Origin of the sequence: Bradyrhizobium guangdongense, from assembly GCF_006483445.1 — a bacterium.
Taxonomy (GTDB): Bacteria; Pseudomonadota; Alphaproteobacteria; order Rhizobiales; family Xanthobacteraceae; genus Bradyrhizobium; species Bradyrhizobium guangdongense_A.
The window spans coordinates 1-15299 of sequence record NZ_PPPT01000002.1; the positions used below are offsets into that span (position 1 = coordinate 1).

At 63.5% G+C, this 15299-nt stretch carries 15 protein-coding genes; 10 read left to right on the forward strand and 5 right to left on the reverse strand.

Annotated elements, in window-relative coordinates:
- The 3 genes from C2U70_RS00160 to C2U70_RS00170 form a co-directional block, all read left to right on the forward strand.
- Positions 1–1513: right-handed parallel beta-helix repeat-containing protein (locus C2U70_RS00160; RefSeq protein WP_140975837.1), on the forward strand; the 1513-nt coding region annotated here is incomplete at its 5' end.
- On the forward strand, positions 1513–2274 hold the full coding sequence (locus C2U70_RS00165) for a polyphosphate polymerase domain-containing protein (RefSeq protein WP_186293970.1): 762 nt from the start codon (positions 1513–1515) through the stop codon (positions 2272–2274). The genes C2U70_RS00160 and C2U70_RS00165, both read left to right, overlap by 1 nt.
- The gene (locus tag C2U70_RS00170) at positions 2259–2954 is read left to right on the forward strand and encodes a DUF4956 domain-containing protein (RefSeq protein WP_140975839.1); all 696 of its coding nucleotides are present in this window, start codon (positions 2259–2261) and stop codon (positions 2952–2954) included. The genes C2U70_RS00165 and C2U70_RS00170 overlap by 16 nt, the downstream gene beginning before the upstream one ends.
- Positions 2955–2986: 32 nt before the next feature.
- Here the strand turns inward: C2U70_RS00170 and solA are convergent, their stop codons facing one another.
- Positions 2987–4159 carry an N-methyl-L-tryptophan oxidase gene (gene solA / locus C2U70_RS00175; RefSeq protein WP_140975840.1) on the reverse strand — a complete coding sequence of 391 codons (1173 nt, stop codon included), beginning with the start codon at positions 4157–4159 and terminating at the stop codon, positions 2987–2989.
- Positions 4160–4341: 182 nt separating this feature from the next.
- On the opposite strand from solA, the gene C2U70_RS00180 reads away from it, so the two are divergent.
- Both C2U70_RS00180 and C2U70_RS00185 read left to right on the forward strand, forming a co-directional pair.
- Positions 4342–5913, forward strand: a complete 1572-nt coding sequence (locus tag C2U70_RS00180; protein ID WP_140975841.1) for an amidase family protein — start codon at positions 4342–4344, stop codon at positions 5911–5913.
- Between the two features lie 157 nt (positions 5914–6070).
- Positions 6071–6526 (forward strand): protoglobin domain-containing protein, encoded by a 456-nt coding sequence (locus C2U70_RS00185; RefSeq protein WP_140975842.1) that lies wholly within the window; start codon positions 6071–6073, stop codon positions 6524–6526.
- 12 nt (positions 6527–6538) lie between these two features.
- Here the strand turns inward: C2U70_RS00185 and C2U70_RS00190 are convergent, their stop codons facing one another.
- Positions 6539–7399 (reverse strand): Crp/Fnr family transcriptional regulator, encoded by an 861-nt coding sequence (locus C2U70_RS00190; protein ID WP_246666621.1) that lies wholly within the window; start codon positions 7397–7399, stop codon positions 6539–6541.
- A 120-nt stretch (positions 7400–7519) separates the two neighbouring features.
- Between C2U70_RS00190 and C2U70_RS00195 the strand changes: the two genes are divergently transcribed.
- Positions 7520–8824, forward strand: a complete 1305-nt coding sequence (locus tag C2U70_RS00195) for a globin-coupled sensor protein (protein ID WP_210243889.1) — start codon at positions 7520–7522, stop codon at positions 8822–8824.
- Positions 8825–8841: 17 nt separating this feature from the next.
- On the opposite strand, the gene C2U70_RS00200 is transcribed toward C2U70_RS00195, so the two are convergent.
- The gene (locus tag C2U70_RS00200; protein ID WP_140975844.1) at positions 8842–9090 is read right to left on the reverse strand and encodes a hypothetical protein; all 249 of its coding nucleotides are present in this window, start codon (positions 9088–9090) and stop codon (positions 8842–8844) included.
- A gap of 271 nt (positions 9091–9361) precedes the next feature.
- On the opposite strand from C2U70_RS00200, the gene C2U70_RS00205 reads away from it, so the two are divergent.
- Positions 9362–10198: a hypothetical protein gene (locus tag C2U70_RS00205; RefSeq protein WP_186293972.1), complete on the forward strand. Its 837-nt coding sequence runs from the start codon at positions 9362–9364 to the stop codon at positions 10196–10198.
- 20 nt (positions 10199–10218) lie between these two features.
- Positions 10219–11643: a sensor domain-containing diguanylate cyclase gene (locus C2U70_RS00210; protein ID WP_246666622.1), complete on the forward strand. Its 1425-nt coding sequence runs from the start codon at positions 10219–10221 to the stop codon at positions 11641–11643.
- A 5-nt stretch (positions 11644–11648) separates the two neighbouring features.
- Here C2U70_RS00210 and C2U70_RS00215 read toward each other — a convergent pair whose 3' ends face one another.
- Complete coding sequence (locus tag C2U70_RS00215; protein WP_140975847.1) at positions 11649–12209, reverse strand: carboxymuconolactone decarboxylase family protein; 561 nt, start codon at positions 12207–12209, stop codon at positions 11649–11651.
- A 166-nt stretch (positions 12210–12375) separates the two neighbouring features.
- Between C2U70_RS00215 and C2U70_RS00220 the strand changes: the two genes are divergently transcribed.
- Positions 12376–13551, forward strand: coding sequence for a cupin domain-containing protein (locus C2U70_RS00220; protein WP_140975848.1), 1176 nt, complete (start codon positions 12376–12378; stop codon positions 13549–13551).
- Here the strand turns inward: C2U70_RS00220 and C2U70_RS00225 are convergent, their stop codons facing one another.
- Positions 13552–14016: an Lrp/AsnC family transcriptional regulator gene (locus C2U70_RS00225; RefSeq protein WP_140975849.1), complete on the reverse strand. Its 465-nt coding sequence runs from the start codon at positions 14014–14016 to the stop codon at positions 13552–13554.
- Positions 14017–14179: 163 nt separating this feature from the next.
- Between C2U70_RS00225 and C2U70_RS00230 the strand changes: the two genes are divergently transcribed.
- Entirely contained in the window at positions 14180–15193 is a 1014-nt protein-coding gene (locus C2U70_RS00230) for a 1-aminocyclopropane-1-carboxylate deaminase (protein ID WP_140975850.1), read from the forward strand.
- The last annotated feature ends 106 nt before the right edge of the window (positions 15194–15299 follow it).

Below are 15299 nucleotides of genomic sequence, written 5' to 3' on the forward strand. Positions count from 1 at the left end.
CAATGGCGGGGCTGCCGTGCCCGTCACCGCCTGCGTCGATGGCAAGCTCAGGGCCAGGTCGTTCCTTGCGGAACGCATCGAGATCGAGAAGGACCATATCAGGCTCGGTCGCAGCATGCCCGCCCGGACGACGATCGGCGGCATTCTGGTGACGGTGAACAATCCGGGCCGTCTGCCGATCGCCTCGATCGACATTGCGCCGCGCCATGGCGGCAAGACCATTCGCCCCACGGCCGAATGGCCGTTCTTCTTCCAGCGCAGCGGGAACGGACGTATGCGGTTGAACGGCGCCGGCATGGCGTCCCGGCCACTGCCAGCAGTCGACCTCGTCAGCCTCGTCTCGTCCGAGAAGCTGCAGGTGCACCTGGAGGGCAGTGAGGTCGTCGTCGACCGCTACCAGATCGATCCGCAGCTCCAGTTCGACGATTTCGGGCCCGTGCTGTGCTGGACCGGGGCATCAAGGCGACGTTGCTTCGAGCTGGCGGAGCAGTTCCTGATGGATGATCAGGCGCGTCAGGCCCGCGTGGCCGCCCTCACGATCACGCCGGGTACGCTGCCGCGAACCCTGGGGCAGAAGGATGTGGACGGCTGCAAGCAGTTCAATTTCGATGGCGGCATCTGGGTCGTCAGGCAGCCGGTGGTCTTCGACGCGACTTGCGAGGTTCGCTTCTTCAGCGGAGCGGCACTCGAGTTCACCGACAACAGCTTTCTGATCCTGAAGGGAACGGTTCATTTCCCGGAGGCCTCGTCCGTGGAGTTCAGACCCTATCAGGGCGCCACCTGGGGCGGCGTGGTGCTGTGGAAGCAGCCCGAGGCCCATGTGCAGTACGCCACCTTCAAGGGTGGCAACGAGTTCGTCTGGAACGGTCGCCGCTTTACCGGGGCCCTCAACATCATCGGCGTGAAGAACAGCAGCGTCTACCGTTCGGCATTCCTCGAGAACAAGGGAGACGACGGCCTCAACGTGCGGGGCGGGCACACAAAAGTTCACCAGAACGAGTTCAGGCTCAACCGTGACGCGTTGGATATCGATCTCGGCGATGCCCTCGTCGAAAACAATCTGATCGTGAATTCCAAGGATGATGGAATCGATCTCGGCTCGGCCCAGGGCGTGGTCGTGCGGTTCAACATCATCGCCGGCTCCGGCGACAAGGGTATCTCGATCGGTGAAGGATCCAAGGTCGAGGCCGTCCAGAACCTGTTCATCCGTAACAATATCGGCTTGGCCAACAAGGATGGCTCGAGTGCCGTCGTCGTGGACAATTACTTCACGGACAACATGGTGGGCCTGATGGCCTACAACAAGGTTTCGCAAAACGCCCAGGTCGGCGGAATAAGCGGCCGCAGCGTCTTCAACGCCAATGGCGTGACCTCGAAGATCGTCGGGCCGCCCGAAGCCGGCGTGCATGTGGTCGAGCAGACGAGCGATGCGAGCCCGGAAGACTTCGTTCGCGCCGATCTGTCCGAATGCGCGCCGTGTCAGTCCCATCTCAAGCAGGTTCTGGAACGTTGATGTCGGGATCGAAGCAGCCTGGGACCGTCGCCGGCGCGCGTTACGAGTACAAATGCGTGGTCGAGATGCCGGTCGGCCTCCGGCTCCTCAACCGGCTCGGCGCCTTCATGCGGCCCGACCGGAATACAACCGATGAGCGCGGTTACGTCGTGACGTCGCTGTATTTCGACACTCCGGGGCTTTCTCACTACCACGACGTGGTTTCCGGCGAGTTGCGGCGCGTGAAGCTCAGGCTTCGCAAATACCACTGGTCCAGCGAACAGGTCGTGCTGGAAGCCAAGCACAAGCTCAACCGCATGTCCTGGAAGGACCGACTCACCCTGGATCGGGCGAAGGCGCTGGATGTCGTGGCGAATCCCTTCGGCCATGCAGACGATCCCGCGCTCGCGCCCTTCACGATGCATCTGGCGCGAGAACGCTATGCGGCCGTCGTCGCCGTTGCCTACCGGCGCATCGCGCTCTCGGAAATCGTCGATCGCGGATTTCGCGTCACGCTGGATTTCGACATGCGCGCGGGCAAGCCGGAGATGTTCGATCGGGAATGGTCGCGCTCCGATCTGCGCATGATCCCGCCGGGCCTCGCCGTGCTCGAACTGAAATGCAGGGATCGCATGCCGTCCTGGTGTGCGCGTGCGCTCGAAGCCGAGCAGGTCTCGGCGGCCGTGTTCTCGAAATACATCAACGCGGTCGACCGCTGTCACAATTTCACGCCGAAACTTTCAAGCTTGTACAAAGGGGCACTTGAATGGACGAATTCCTGAAGCAGATCCAGTCGGGTCAGGAATCACTTGCGCCCGGCTTCACCTTTTGGGAATTCGCGGCCAGCGTCGTGTTGGCTGCGCTGCTTTCCATGACCATCAGCCTGATCTATCGCCGTACCCATGGCGGCATCTCCTACTCGCGCTCCTTCGTGCTGACGATCATCATCATGTCGGTGACGGTGAGCTTCATCATGCTGATCATCGGCAGCAATCTTGCCCGTGCCTTCAGCCTCGTCGGCGCCCTGTCGATCGTGCGCTATCGCAACGCCATCAAGGACTCGCGCGACATTTCCTATATCTTCCTTGCCATGGCCGTCGGCATGGCCTGCGGCGTGAAGCTCTATGGCATGGCCATCGTCTTTACCCTGTTTGCCGGCGGACTGCTGCTGCTGCTCGACGGCATTTCCTTCGGGGCGCAGGGGCGCCTCGAGCGGCTGATCCAGTTCGCGTTCTCGCCGACCGAAGACTACGTCGATCGCATCGAGAAGGATCTCAAGGCGCTGACGGGAGGGCGCTTTGCACTCCTGAGCTCCGAAACCCTGGGCCAGCAGAAGGTGCTGGTCTACAGCGCCGAGTTCCCGCGCAAGCGAACGACGCACGATCTGCTGAATCAGTTCGCCGCGTCTTATCAGAATCTCGATATCAAGATCCTGACGGGTTTTGACCGGTTCACGATCTAGGGCTCGATCGCTCCAGGAACCGGTCGCGGGCGCTAGTTCGGCTCTACGAACGTGAATTGCCGCATGTCGATATCCGCCGGAATCGTCTCGCCAAGAGCCAGCTTTGCGAGGACTTCGCCGACACCGCCGGAATGCTTGAAACCATGCCCGGAGCAGGGCGAAGCCACGAGAACGTTTGCCATGTCCGGATGGCGGTCGATGATGAAGCGCGCGTCCTTGATCTTGGTGTACAGGCAGATTTCGGCCCTGACGCAGTGCGCCGTCACGCCGTTGAAGAAGGGCTCGACATAGGTCGTAAACATCGCGTGCCGCTCCTCGTCGGACACGGTCCGGGACACGCTGTCGGGCGTATCGTTCGTCAGCTCCTGTTCGGTCGCGATCTTCACGCCGTCGGAAACGCCGCCCAGCGCGGGCAGTCCATAGATGTTCTGGTCCCGGTCCGGGACCATCCAGATGAAGGCCGGGAAATTCTCCGGCCGGTACATGTCCAGAGCCTTCCGGTCCGCAAGCGCGAACCAGTACAGCACCTGCCGCTGCACCTTCAGCGCGACGGGTGAACGCAGCAACTGCGGAAGCCAGGGGCCGGCCGTGATGATGAGTTGTCCGGCATGATAGACGCCGCGGTCCGTCACGACGCTGACGCCGCCGGATACGTTCTCGTAGGACACGACGCGCTCGTTGATTCTGATCTCGGCCTTTTGTTGCCGCGCGCGGACGAGCTGCGCCCGGACGCACGCTTCAGGCATCACGTAACCGCTGTCACGGTCGTAGTAGACTTTTTCGTCATCCGCGATCCGGAACGCCGGATGTCTTGCCATCAATTCGGCCGGCGACAGGCGCTCATATTGCACGCCGGCCAGATCGGCTGCTTCTTCAGTCGTTTCGACAAAGCGAGGATTTTGATGCCGGTGTGCGCCGCGCGGGCCGCCGATGACGGCAAGCCCGTTCAGCCGCATGAGCCTGACCTCAAGCTGCTCTTCGAGCTCGGTCCAGATACGATGGGAGCGCCTTGCCAGCGCCGAATACATCGGACCTTCGCCGCAGGCCACGCGCGTGATCCGGCTCTCGCCGTGCGTCGAGCCAAGCTGGTGGGGTGGATCGTACTGATCCAGTCCCAGCACGCTCACATTCCGCGACGCGAGCTGGTAGAGCGCCGAAGCGCCCATGGCGCCGAGGCCGAGCACGATCACGTCGTAATGCTTCATGTCATCCTCGCGTGCCGCAATGCCAAAACATCCTGCAAGCCGCTCCCATTGGCAATCCCGGGTTGCTTCGATTGCTGACAGTTCGTCGCAGTCGGACGTCGCCGGTGCCCATGCAGAATCGCACCTGTACACCTCCTCGCATCCCCCATAACCTCCGCCGCGCAATTTTTTGGAGATGCGACGTGGCGAAGAAGGCTGTGAAGAAGACGGCGGCAAAGAAGGCGCCGAAGACTGCGGTGGTGCGCAAGGGGGCGGCGAAGACGGCCAAAAAGACTGGCAAGCGAGCGGTGAGCAAGAAGGCCGCACCCGCCAAGGCCGCCGGCAAGCCGCGTCGTCCCAAGGGGCAGATCTGGCAATGGTCCGCGGTCGAGACCGCGGCGGCGATCCGCTCCGGCGCCGTGTCCGCCGTCGAGGCCGTGGAATCGCATCTCGAGCGCATGCGCGCGGTCAATCCCAAGCTGAACGCTGTCGTCGTCGATCTCTCGGGGGAGGCGCTGAAGGCCGCACATGCCGCGGACAAGCAGCGCGCCAGGGGCGGTGCGCTCGGCCTGCTGCATGGCGTGCCCGTCACCGTGAAGGAGAATGTCGATTACGAGGGCCGGCCCAATTTCAACGGCGTGCCGGCCAACAAGAACCTCATCGCGCCGTCGGACTCACCCGTGGTGCGCAATCTGAAAAAGGCCGGCGCGATCGTCATCGGCCTGACCAACACGCCGGAGTTTTCCTTTCGCGGTTTCACCGACAATCCGCTGCACGGTCTGACCCTGAACCCGTGGGATGAGACCATCACCTGCGGCGGCTCGTCGGGCGGTGCCGGTGCGGCGGTCGCGGCCGGCATCGGCACGATCGCGCATGGCAACGACATCGGCGGCTCGCTGCGCTGGCCGGCGCATTGCAACGGCGTTGCGACCATCAAGCCGACCCAGGGCCGCATTCCCGCCTTCAACCAGAGTGCGACGGCCGAACGCCCGATGCTCGCGCATCTGATGTCGGCGCAGGGGCCGCTCGCGCGCCATGTCGGCGACGTTCGTTTGGCACTGGAGGTGATGAGCCAGCGCGATCCGCGCGATCCCTGGTGGGTGCCGGCACCGCTGGTCGGGCCGAAGCCGAAGGGGCCGATCAAGGTCGCGCTGGCCAAAATCCCCGAGGATATGGACGTCGATCCCGCCGTCCGCGCCGCGCTGCGGCAGGCCGCCGATCATCTGGAGCGCTCCGGCTATCGCGTCAGCGAGGTCGAGGTGCCCGACATCAGCGGCGTCTGGCAGACCTGGTGCGACATCATTACCAACGAGACGGTGGTGATGCAGGAAGAGGCGATGCTGAAGGTCACATCGGAAGACTTCCACAAGGCGTGGAGCGGCATGAAGGTCAAGGCCAATGTGCTCGACCTCAAGGCCTGGATGCGGGCCACCGCCGCGCGCAACGGCCATATCCGGGCCTGGCAGTTGTTCTTCGAGGAATATCCGGTGGTGCTGGCGCCGACCACGGTGCAGCCGACGCCGGGCCCGCGCGAGGACGCGGTCAGTGCCGAACGCGTGCAGCAGATCTTCTGGGGCGAGATCCGCTTCATCTCCGCGATCAACGTGCTGGGCCTGCCGGGCGCCGTCGTGCCGGTGACCGTCCACGGCAACCAGCCGATCGGCGTGCAGCTCATCGCCGGCCGTTATCGCGAGGATCTGGCTCTGGATGCAGCCGCGGCAATCGAGAAGCGCGCCGGCATTCTCGCGCATCGATTGTGGGAGCGGATGGGCTAGGTCAACGGCCACACCTGTCGCGCGGCATGGCCCGCGGGGTAGTCGGCACCGTTTCTCCCAACACAGATCAAGTCGGCGCGCCGGAGTGTTAACCGGCGCGCCCTAGCCTCAGGCCTCCGGAGCAAATCCGTTCGAGCGTGCGCGAAGGAAGGCCAAGATGGAAGCGCTGATCACGGTGCTGGATATTGATGTCCGATCGCGCCGGATGGGTCGGCTGATCTGGCCCATGATCGAAGACCGGTCGACGGAGATCGTCGAGGCCTTCTATGCCGGAGCCTGTCATCTCGCCGCCGATCCGTCGCGTTCGCTGCACGCGATCGATCGCCTCAAGGCCTGCCAGCATCAGCACTGGAAAGGCCTGTTCGAGGGCCGGTTCGACGACGCCTATGTCAGGAGCGCTTCGCTGCTCGGGATCGCGCATTGCGAGCTCGGCCTCGATTGCAAATGGCACGTGATCGGCTATGCGCGCATGAAGAGCGAGCTGACCAGGGACATCCTCGGCTCGTCGCTGTCGGCAACGTCGCAGGTGCAGTTGCTCGCGGTGCTCGACAAATACCTGGCGATCGACATGGCGATCTCGCTCTCGTCCTATAGCTGCATATTGTTGGACTAAGCAGCGGTCCGATCAATTGAGCGAGCCGATGCGCTCGAGCTCGGCGAGGTCGGCGACCTTCAGGACACCGTTCGACAGCTCGACGATGCCGCGGTCACGGAAGCTGCCGAGGATGCGGCTGACGTGCACTGCGGTCAGTCCCACCGCATCGGCAATGTGCTGCTGGCGCAGCGGCAGGGGATAACGTTGTTCGCGGATCACGTTGCGTTTTGCGACCCGCCTCATCAGATGCAGCAAGAGATGGGCGATGCGCTCCTCGGCGGAGCATTGGCCGAGCATGGCGATGATCTCGTCGGATGCTTCCGCCTCCACCGAGCAGGTCTTCGCGAGCGCAAGGACGATCGCCGGACTTTCCGCAAGCCGGAATTGGACCTCGCTGCGCCTCATCCCGCTGAACTGCACCGCGGTCAGCGCCTTGACCGAGAAATGAAAGCGCTCCTCGAACACGGACGCGACGGAGAAGAGGTCGCCGGGCAGCAGGAAATTCAGGATCTGCCGCCGTCCATCGTTCAGTTGCAGGAAGCGAAATCCCCATCCGCCGCAGAGCACGAAGACGTCGGGTGAGGTCTGGTCTTGGGCGACGATCTGTTTGCCGGCGGCGACGACACGATGATATTGCCAGCCTGCGCTTGCGCCTGGATCGAATTCGTCCGGTCGCCCGAGGACCGCGTCGCAAAATCCAAGCCCGAAACGCGGACACGCTGCACAGGGCGACACGCTTTTCATTGATCGTTTTTTGACCGCCGCCTGAGGCGCCGCGTCGTCTCGGCACCGTTCTTCGAGTTGATCCAGGTTAACAATCTGCATCAATCGACGCCGATGCGATGTTAACTGAAAATGACAAGAATTCTTATGTGCAAGATATGTGCGCACCCTAGCCGAATAGTCAACGAGTGTTTGCGCCGCGTCGCCTCACAAGAAGCGGGATGGATGCCATTTATGAGATCGATTTCAGCCACCACTGAGACTGCGGATAACGACCGCGAGAGCCGTATGCGTTTCATGCGCATCGACGAGAAGACCGGACGCGTCCTGAGAGAGTTTTGGGGTGCGGTCGAGCCGGCATTGCCGGCAATCCTCGAAGGATTTTACGCGCACGTGGCCACCGAGCCGGCCCTCGCGGCCCTGGTCGGCAACGATATACCGCGGCTGAAAAGAGCCCAGGGCGCGCATTGGGCGCGTTTGTTCAACGGCCGCTTCGATCGCGACTATATGCAAGGCGTGCGTGCGATCGGTCTCGTCCATAACAAGATCGGGCTCGAGCCGAGATGGTACATCGGGGGGTACAACTTCGTGCTGGAGCAGCTGACCGCACTCGCCGTCGCACGCTATCGCTGGAAGCCCCGGCAGATGGTCGAGGCGATGACCGCGGTCAACAGTGCGGTCATGCTGGACATGGATCTCGCGATCTCGGTCTATCAGGAGGCGATGCTCGCCGAGCGGCAGGCGCGACAACAGCAGATCCGTGAGGCCATCGTTCGGTTCGATGGCCAGATGAGCGCCGGGCTTGCCGGAGTCAATGACAGCGTGGGCTCGCTTCAGGGCGTCGCCAATGCGCTGGCCTCCAGTGCCGAGGAATCGACGCAGCAATCCGCAGCCGTTGCGTCGGCCTCCGAGGAGGCCTCGACCAATGTGCAGGCGGTTGCGGGTGCGACCGAAGAGTTGAGCTCGTCGATCCGCGAGATCAGTCGCCAGGTGTCCGAATCGACCAGGATCAGCGGAATTGCGGTCAACCAGGCGGCGCGCTCGGGCGCCACCGTCCAGGAGCTCGCGAAAGCCGCACAGCGCATCGGCGACGTGATTGAGTTGATCAACGCAATCGCGGGTCAGACCAATCTCCTCGCACTGAACGCGACCATCGAGGCCGCGCGCGCCGGCGAAGCCGGCAGGGGATTTGCCGTGGTCGCTTCGGAGGTCAAGGCGCTTGCCGAGCAGACGGCGAAGGCGACCGGCGAGATCAGCCAGCAGATTCAGGCGATCCAGGAGGCGACGCGGCAATCGGTCACGGCGATCGACGAGATCGGTACGACGATCTCCTCCGTCAACGAGATTGCCACGGCGATCGCTGCGGCAGTCGAGCAGCAGGGGGTGGCGACGGCGGAGATTTCCCGCAACATCCAACAGGCAGCTCTTGGCGCGCAGCAGGTCTCGAGCAACATCACGGGTGTCAGCGCGGCATCTGCCGAGACCGGGCGGGCGGCGACACGATTGGCGAGCTCCGCAGACGAGCTAGCCCGGCAATCGTCGGAGCTTCGGACGCAAGCCGAGACGTTCTTCGCAGCGATCCGTGCGGCCTGAACGCGCCGGGATTTTGGCTACGCCCGCGCGTTCAGCACGGCGCGCGCGGCGCCGACATAGTCCGGCCAATGGGCGTCCGCGTAACGCTCCGCCTGGTGCGCGCAGCTCACGTCGGGGGCGTGGGCGGCGGCGATCATCCGCGCAAAACGCTCTTCGGCCACCGTCATCCCGGATGCCGCGGCTGACGGTGCGAAGGCAGAGGCGGCCTGTGGCGCTGCGACAAGCCCGGCCATTCCGGCGAGCATGGTACGGCGTGACGTCTTCATCGCTGTCATCCTATCTGGTCTGCTGACGTATCTGGCGGGCTCTGTGTCGTCGCTGCAGCAGCAGGGTACCTGCACTGGCGCGATCAGTCTAGCAGCCGCGGATACGGCTTGACGCTTGGAACGCCGCCGTTCCATCTAGCGACGGTCATGAACGGTTGGGCTGTCGGACGGTCACGTGGCGATCCCAAATCAAGCGTCGAGTCAAACGTCTGGAGCGGTATCGAGGACTCCCGCATGGTTTTGCGGTGCGATGCTGGCCTGCGCCCTCGTGATGACCTCCGCGGCATACGGCGCTGAGGCGGAAGACGACGAGCCGGCAAAACCGTCGGTCCCGAACGTCTATCTCGACCTGCGAACGACTTATGCGACGATCCCCGCGGGAACGCTCGGTCTCGGCTTCGGCAGTTCGTCGATCTCCTCGGCGCTCGAGGCGCTTGCCGCCTTGAGGGGCACCTCGTTTCCGGGCGGCCTGCCGGCGGCGCAGTCGATCGCCATCGACCTTCCGCTCACCATCGACGTCACCGATCGCGTCTCGCTCTATGGCGGCGTGTCGGGCACCAGCGCGAACCTCGGCAACAGTGGCTGGTCGTCGCTGGAGATCACGAGCTGGAACATCGGCGTCCAGGCCGATCTGTACCAGCAGAATGGCGGCCTCATCCCGACCGTCACGCTGCAATCGACGATAACCCAGTCGATACCCAACGTGCCCGGCGCGACGACCTCCTTCAACAACATCGTGGAGTTCGACTACGCGCTCGACGAGGACGAGACCCGCGGCTGGCTCGCCGGCATGCAGCACACCTATGCCGACATCAACAGCCCGGTCGCGCGCATCGGCACCAACAAGATCTTCTATGTCGGCGGCTATTATCAGTGGCCGAGCAACTGGAAGTTCACCGGACGCGTCGGCGTCCAGTCCTTCGCCGGCGCACAGCTCCTGAACCAGACGCCGATCCAGCCTTTCACCCAGCCGATCGTCCGGCTCGATCTCGACCGCATGGACGACAACGACAACCGCCTGTTCGGCATCACAGCCCAGATCGCGTGGATGCCAAAACCGTCCTACCAGGTGACGCTGCGCACGCCGCTTTACGCCGTGCGCAACTGACCGGCGTCATGGTGGAATTGATGGCCGGTCAGGACCTCCGGTCCTGTCGCGTGGTCTGGCGGTCGGAACGGCAGGCCGGCGTTGCCTTCGAACAGCCGGGCAGCGCCGAACGCCTGGCCGGCGAGGAGCGGGAACGCTCGTCCGACTCGCTGATGCGCAACCAGATGCTGGCGCTGCGCGCGGCGCTCGATCATGTGCCGACCGGCATCGTGCTGCTTGATTCCAACCTCCGGGCGCGCCTGATCAATCGCTCGTTCCGACAGATGTGGCGCCTGCCTGACGAGGTAGCTGACAGCAATCCGTCCATTATGACGTTGCTTCTTCACGGCCGCGACACCGGTGCCTATGAAGTGCCGGACCCCGATCTCGATGCCCATGTGGCGGCACGCGTCCGCACGATCGAGGCAGGTGATCCGACGCCGGTCGATGTGCGCCGGACCAATGGCGATGTGGTGCGCGTCCAGTGCACGCCGCTGCCGGACGGCGGGCGCATGCTGACCTATACGCCCGTCACCGACATCGTTCGCTTCTCTGATGAGCTCAAGCTGCTCAGGGACGCGCTGGAGAATGTCGAGGACGGTGTGTTGCTGCTCGATCGCGATCTCAATGCGACCTTCATGAACCGACGCGTGCGCGATTTCTGGGAGATCAGTGAGGACGAAGCGGCCGAGCGCCCGGCCTATGCATCCCTCGTCCGACGCACCCGGCGCATGAGTGCGCCCGATCAAGGCGCGGGCGAGGCGGCCAAATTCCCGACCAAACGTGTCGAAGAGGTGAAGGCAGGCAATCATGTGCGCGACCTGCAGGCGCCCGATGGGCGCCGGCTGCGGACCCATTGCACCACCATGCACAATGGCGGCCGCATGCTGACCTATGTCGACATCACCGACCTGACGCAAAAGGCGCAGATGCTCGAGACGCTGGCGACCACCGACCCGCTCACGGGCCTGTTCAACCGCCGGCATTTCCTGACGTGCCTTGAAGCGGAGTGGAGTCGATTCCAGCGCTATTCTCGCTCTGTGTCGGTCCTGATGATCGATATCGATCACTTCAAGTCGATCAACGACCGCTATGGCCATGCCGTTGGTGACGACGCCATCAAGGCGGTGGCCGCCGCCTGCATCGAAGGCAAGCGCAAATCCGACATCGTCGGCCGGATCGGCGGCGAGGAGTTCGCCATCCTGCTGCCGGAAACCAGCCTGTCGCGGGCAAAGATGGTTGCCGACCGCATCCGCAAGCGCGTGATGGCGCTGCAGCTCAGGTCGCATCAGGTGCAGTTCGGCTCCACCATCAGCGTCGGCGTCGCCGAGGCCAGCGTGAGCATGTCCGGCATCGACGCCTTGATGAGCGCGGCGGATGAGGCGCTCTATCGCGCCAAGGCCGAAGGCCGCAACCGCAGTATCTGCTACTCGCCTCCGCCGCCTGCGCCGAAGGCCGCCGAGTAATTAGGCTAATCCGGCACCGGCACGTCGAACGTGTTCAGCGTGACCGAGACCATGCAGTAGACGCCGACGAGATAGGACAGCTCGGCCGCGCCATGCTCGCCGAACTCCTTCACCGCCGCGCGCCAGGTCAATTCCGGCAGCACGCCGCCGCTAACGAGCGCGGACGCCATGTCGTAGGCAACGGCCTCCTGCCTGGTCAGGTCGACGGGCCGCTGGCCGGCGACGATGGTCGCGAGCTTGTCGTCGGGCAGGCCGCGCTGCTCGGCGACCAGCACATGGGCGTAGAGCTCGTAGCCGGAACGGAAATGCGAGCCGGTGACGAGGATCGCGACCTCGCGCACGTTCGGCGGTAGCAGCGGGTTCGACGCGATCGCCTTGACGAGATCCCACACCGGCTTGCCGAAGCGCGGTTCGCGGATCCATGGATTCCACGGACCGAGCAGCGCGCCGTCGTCGCGCATGTTCACGAAGCCCTTGAAGTGGTCCTTGATGCCCGCGCGCATGTCGTCATAGAGCGGCTTCTGCTCCTGGTTCAGGTCCTTGGGATCGAGAATGGGAAGTCGCACGGCGAGGTCTCCTCGTTGAGATCGGCGAAACGTCGCCCGTGGTCCTGGCCATGGCAAGTGAAGTTAAAGTGACAAGCGTGCGCCGGTCGTGGGTGGCGTGGAGGTGCCGACACAACCGTGATATGTCTGCTCAGATCGAAGGCAGAAGCGGCAGCGGGAGAGCAGCATGTCCGATCCGGAGCGTCGGGATTTCCTCATCGCGGCCGCCGGCGTCGCGGCGCTGGCTGCACTCAGCGCTTCGCAGCCTGCCGCCGCCGGCGATCCCAGCTTCATGAACAACGTTCCCGATGCCGATCTCTCAGGCAAGGAATTGCCGACGTTCAAATTCGCGCTGGAGAAATCGCAAGGCAAGGTGATCGGCGGCAGCTTTGGCAAGGAAGCGACCGTCACGCAATTGCCGATCTCGAAGGGTATTGCCGGCGTCTCGATGCAGCTCGAGGTCGGTGCGATGCGTGAGCTGCACTGGCACGCCACCGCCGCCGAATGGGCCTTCGTGCTCGAAGGGCGCGTCCGCACCACCGTGATCGATCCACAGGGATTTGCCGAGACCAATGATTTCGAGCCCGGCGACGTCTGGTACTTTCCGCGCGGGCACGGTCACATGCTGCAATGCCTCGGCGACAAGCCCTGTCATTTCATCCTGATTTTTGACAATGGCTACTTCTCGGAGTTCGGCACGTTCTCGATCACCGACTGGGTCGGCCACGCACCAAAACCGCTGCTCGCGAAAAACTTTGGTCTGCCGGAGGCGGCGTTCGCGAGCTTCCCGAAGGACGAGGTGTATTTTGTGCGCGGCAAGCCGCCGCCGGCCGAGCCATCGGTGCCGCTGCAGGGCTGGAAGCTGCCGCCGGAGACGCACAAATATCGCCTGCTGGCGCAGCCGCCGCATGCGACGTTTCCAGGCGGCCGCGAATGGCGGGTCGATTCCAGCCGCTTCCCGATCTCCAAGACCGTCACCGGCGTGATCCTCGATCTCGATCCGGGCGCGCTGCGCACGCTGCACTGGCATCCGAACGCCGACGAGTGGCAATACGTCATCGACGGCACGGTTGGTGTCACGCTGTTCGGCTCGCACGGCCGTTTTCGTACCGAGCAGCTTGAACGCGGCGACGTCGGCTACATCCCGCAAGGCTATGGTCATTCCATCGAGAACATTGGCGACCGGCCGGCGCGCATCCTGATCGGCTTCAACGCCGGCCTCTACGAGACGATCGACCTGTCGCAATGGATTGCCGCCAATCCGGTGGATGTGCTCGCGACCAATTTTGGACAGCCGCCGGAGCTGTTCGAAAAATTCCCGCACCAGGATGTGTTCATCGCCGACAAGAACGGGCGGGGATAGCTAGAACTCTAGCGGCGCGTTGTCGACGACTTCCTTCATCACGAAGAAGGTGCGGGTCTGGCGCACGCCGGGCAGCGCGATGAGCTGCTCGCCATGGATGCGGTTGAAATCCTCCATGTCGCCGACGCGGATCTTGAGAAAGTAGTCGAAGTCGCCGGCGACGAGATGGCAGTCGAGCACGAATTTCAGCTTTGCGATCGCCTGCTCGAAGGTCGCAAAGCTCTCTGGTGTCGAGCGGTCCAGCACCACGCCGACCATCACAAGCGCGCCCTTCGCCACCTTGCGCGGGGCGATCATGGCGCGGACGGAGGCGATAAAGCCGTCCTCGAACAGGCGCTGGGTGCGCCGATGGCAGGTGGCGGGGCTGATGGCACAGGTCTCAGCCAGCTCCGCATTGCTGAGCCGGCCGTTATTCTGGAGCAATCTCAGGATCTTAAGGTCGGTGCGATCGAGTCGAGCTGCCACGGAAGAAACTTCCAGTATGGAGGAGAATTCTGGAAGAAATTATATCTCAATGGGCTTTCAGCGCAAGAATAAGCGCAATATGGGCGCAACAATAGAGAGCACATTTCCTTTCGCCGATGCTAGTCGTTTCCCCGACATCAACGCCAATCAGGATGACTTTCGCATGCTGGAAAAGTTCGCGCGCTATCCGCTCACCTTCGGGCCGACCCCCATCGAAAAGCTGGAGCGGCTGTCAAAGCATCTCGGCGGCAATGTCGAGATCTATGCCAAGCGCGAGGACTGCAACTCCGGTCTCGCCTATGGCGGCAACAAGCTGCGCAAGCTCGAATACATCATCCCCGACGCCATCGCCTCGAATGCCGACACGCTGGTGTCGATCGGTGGCGTACAGTCCAACCACACCCGTATGGTCGCGGCTGTCGCGGCCAAGATCGGCATGAAGTGCCGCCTGGTGCAGGAAGCCTGGGTGCCGCATGAGGACGCCGTCTATGACCGCGTCGGCAACATTCTGCTCAGCCGCGTGATGGGCGCCGATGTGCGCCTGGTCGAGGACGGTTTTGACATCGGCATCCGCAAGAGCTGGGAGCAGGCGATCGACGAGGTCAAGGCCGCGGGCGGCAAGCCCTATGCGATTCCGGCCGGCGCCTCCGTGCACAAATATGGCGGGCTCGGCTATGTCGGCTTCGCCGAAGAGGTGCGCGCGCAGGAGAAGGACCTCGGCTTCAAGTTCGACTACATCATCGTCTGCACCGTCACCGGCTCCACGCATGCCGGCATGCTGGTCGGCTTCGCCGCCGACGGCCGCGCGCGAAAGGTGATCGGCATCGACGCCTCCTTCACGCCGGCACAGACCAAGGGCCAGGTGCTGTCGATCGCGCAGAATACGGCCAAGCTCGTCGAGCTCGGCAAGGAGATCGTCGAGGACGACGTCGTCCTGATCGAGGACTATGCCTATCCAGCCTACGGCGTGCCCTCCGACGAGACCAAGGAGGCGATCCGTCTCACCGCGCGCCTCGAAGGCATGATCACGGATCCCGTCTACGAGGGAAAATCGATGCAGGGCCTGATCGATCTCGCCAAGAAGGGCCATTTCGAGAAGGGCGCAAAAATCCTCTACGCCCATCTCGGCGGCGCGCCAGCGCTGAACGGCTATGCGTATGCGTTCCGGAATGGGTGAGGGGACTGAACGCCTCACGAGCAGTCCGTAGCCCGGATGGAGCGCAGCGTAATCCGGGATGGCTCCGCGCGCTTGGACCCGGATTTCGCTGCGCTCCATCCGGGCT

Bases quoted from the DNA above. Each gene is read 5' to 3' on its own strand.
- C2U70_RS00165 (WP_186293970.1), top strand. From the start codon at position 1,513: ATGTCGGGATCGAAGCAGCCTGGGACCGTCGCCGGCGCGCGTTACGAG.
- C2U70_RS00170 (WP_140975839.1), top strand. From the start codon at position 2,259: ATGGACGAATTCCTGAAGCAGATCCAGTCGGGTCAGGAATCACTTGCG.
- solA (WP_140975840.1), bottom strand. From the start codon at position 4,159: ATGAAGCATTACGACGTGATCGTGCTCGGCCTCGGCGCCATGGGCGCT.
- C2U70_RS00185 (WP_140975842.1), top strand. From the start codon at position 6,071: ATGGAAGCGCTGATCACGGTGCTGGATATTGATGTCCGATCGCGCCGG.
- C2U70_RS00195 (WP_210243889.1), top strand. From the start codon at position 7,520: ATGCGTTTCATGCGCATCGACGAGAAGACCGGACGCGTCCTGAGAGAG.
- C2U70_RS00200 (WP_140975844.1), bottom strand. From the start codon at position 9,090: ATGAAGACGTCACGCCGTACCATGCTCGCCGGAATGGCCGGGCTTGTC.
- C2U70_RS00205 (WP_186293972.1), top strand. From the start codon at position 9,362: ATGACCTCCGCGGCATACGGCGCTGAGGCGGAAGACGACGAGCCGGCA.
- C2U70_RS00210 (WP_246666622.1), top strand. From the start codon at position 10,219: ATGGCCGGTCAGGACCTCCGGTCCTGTCGCGTGGTCTGGCGGTCGGAA.
- C2U70_RS00220 (WP_140975848.1), top strand. From the start codon at position 12,376: ATGTCCGATCCGGAGCGTCGGGATTTCCTCATCGCGGCCGCCGGCGTC.
- C2U70_RS00230 (WP_140975850.1), top strand. From the start codon at position 14,180: ATGCTGGAAAAGTTCGCGCGCTATCCGCTCACCTTCGGGCCGACCCCC.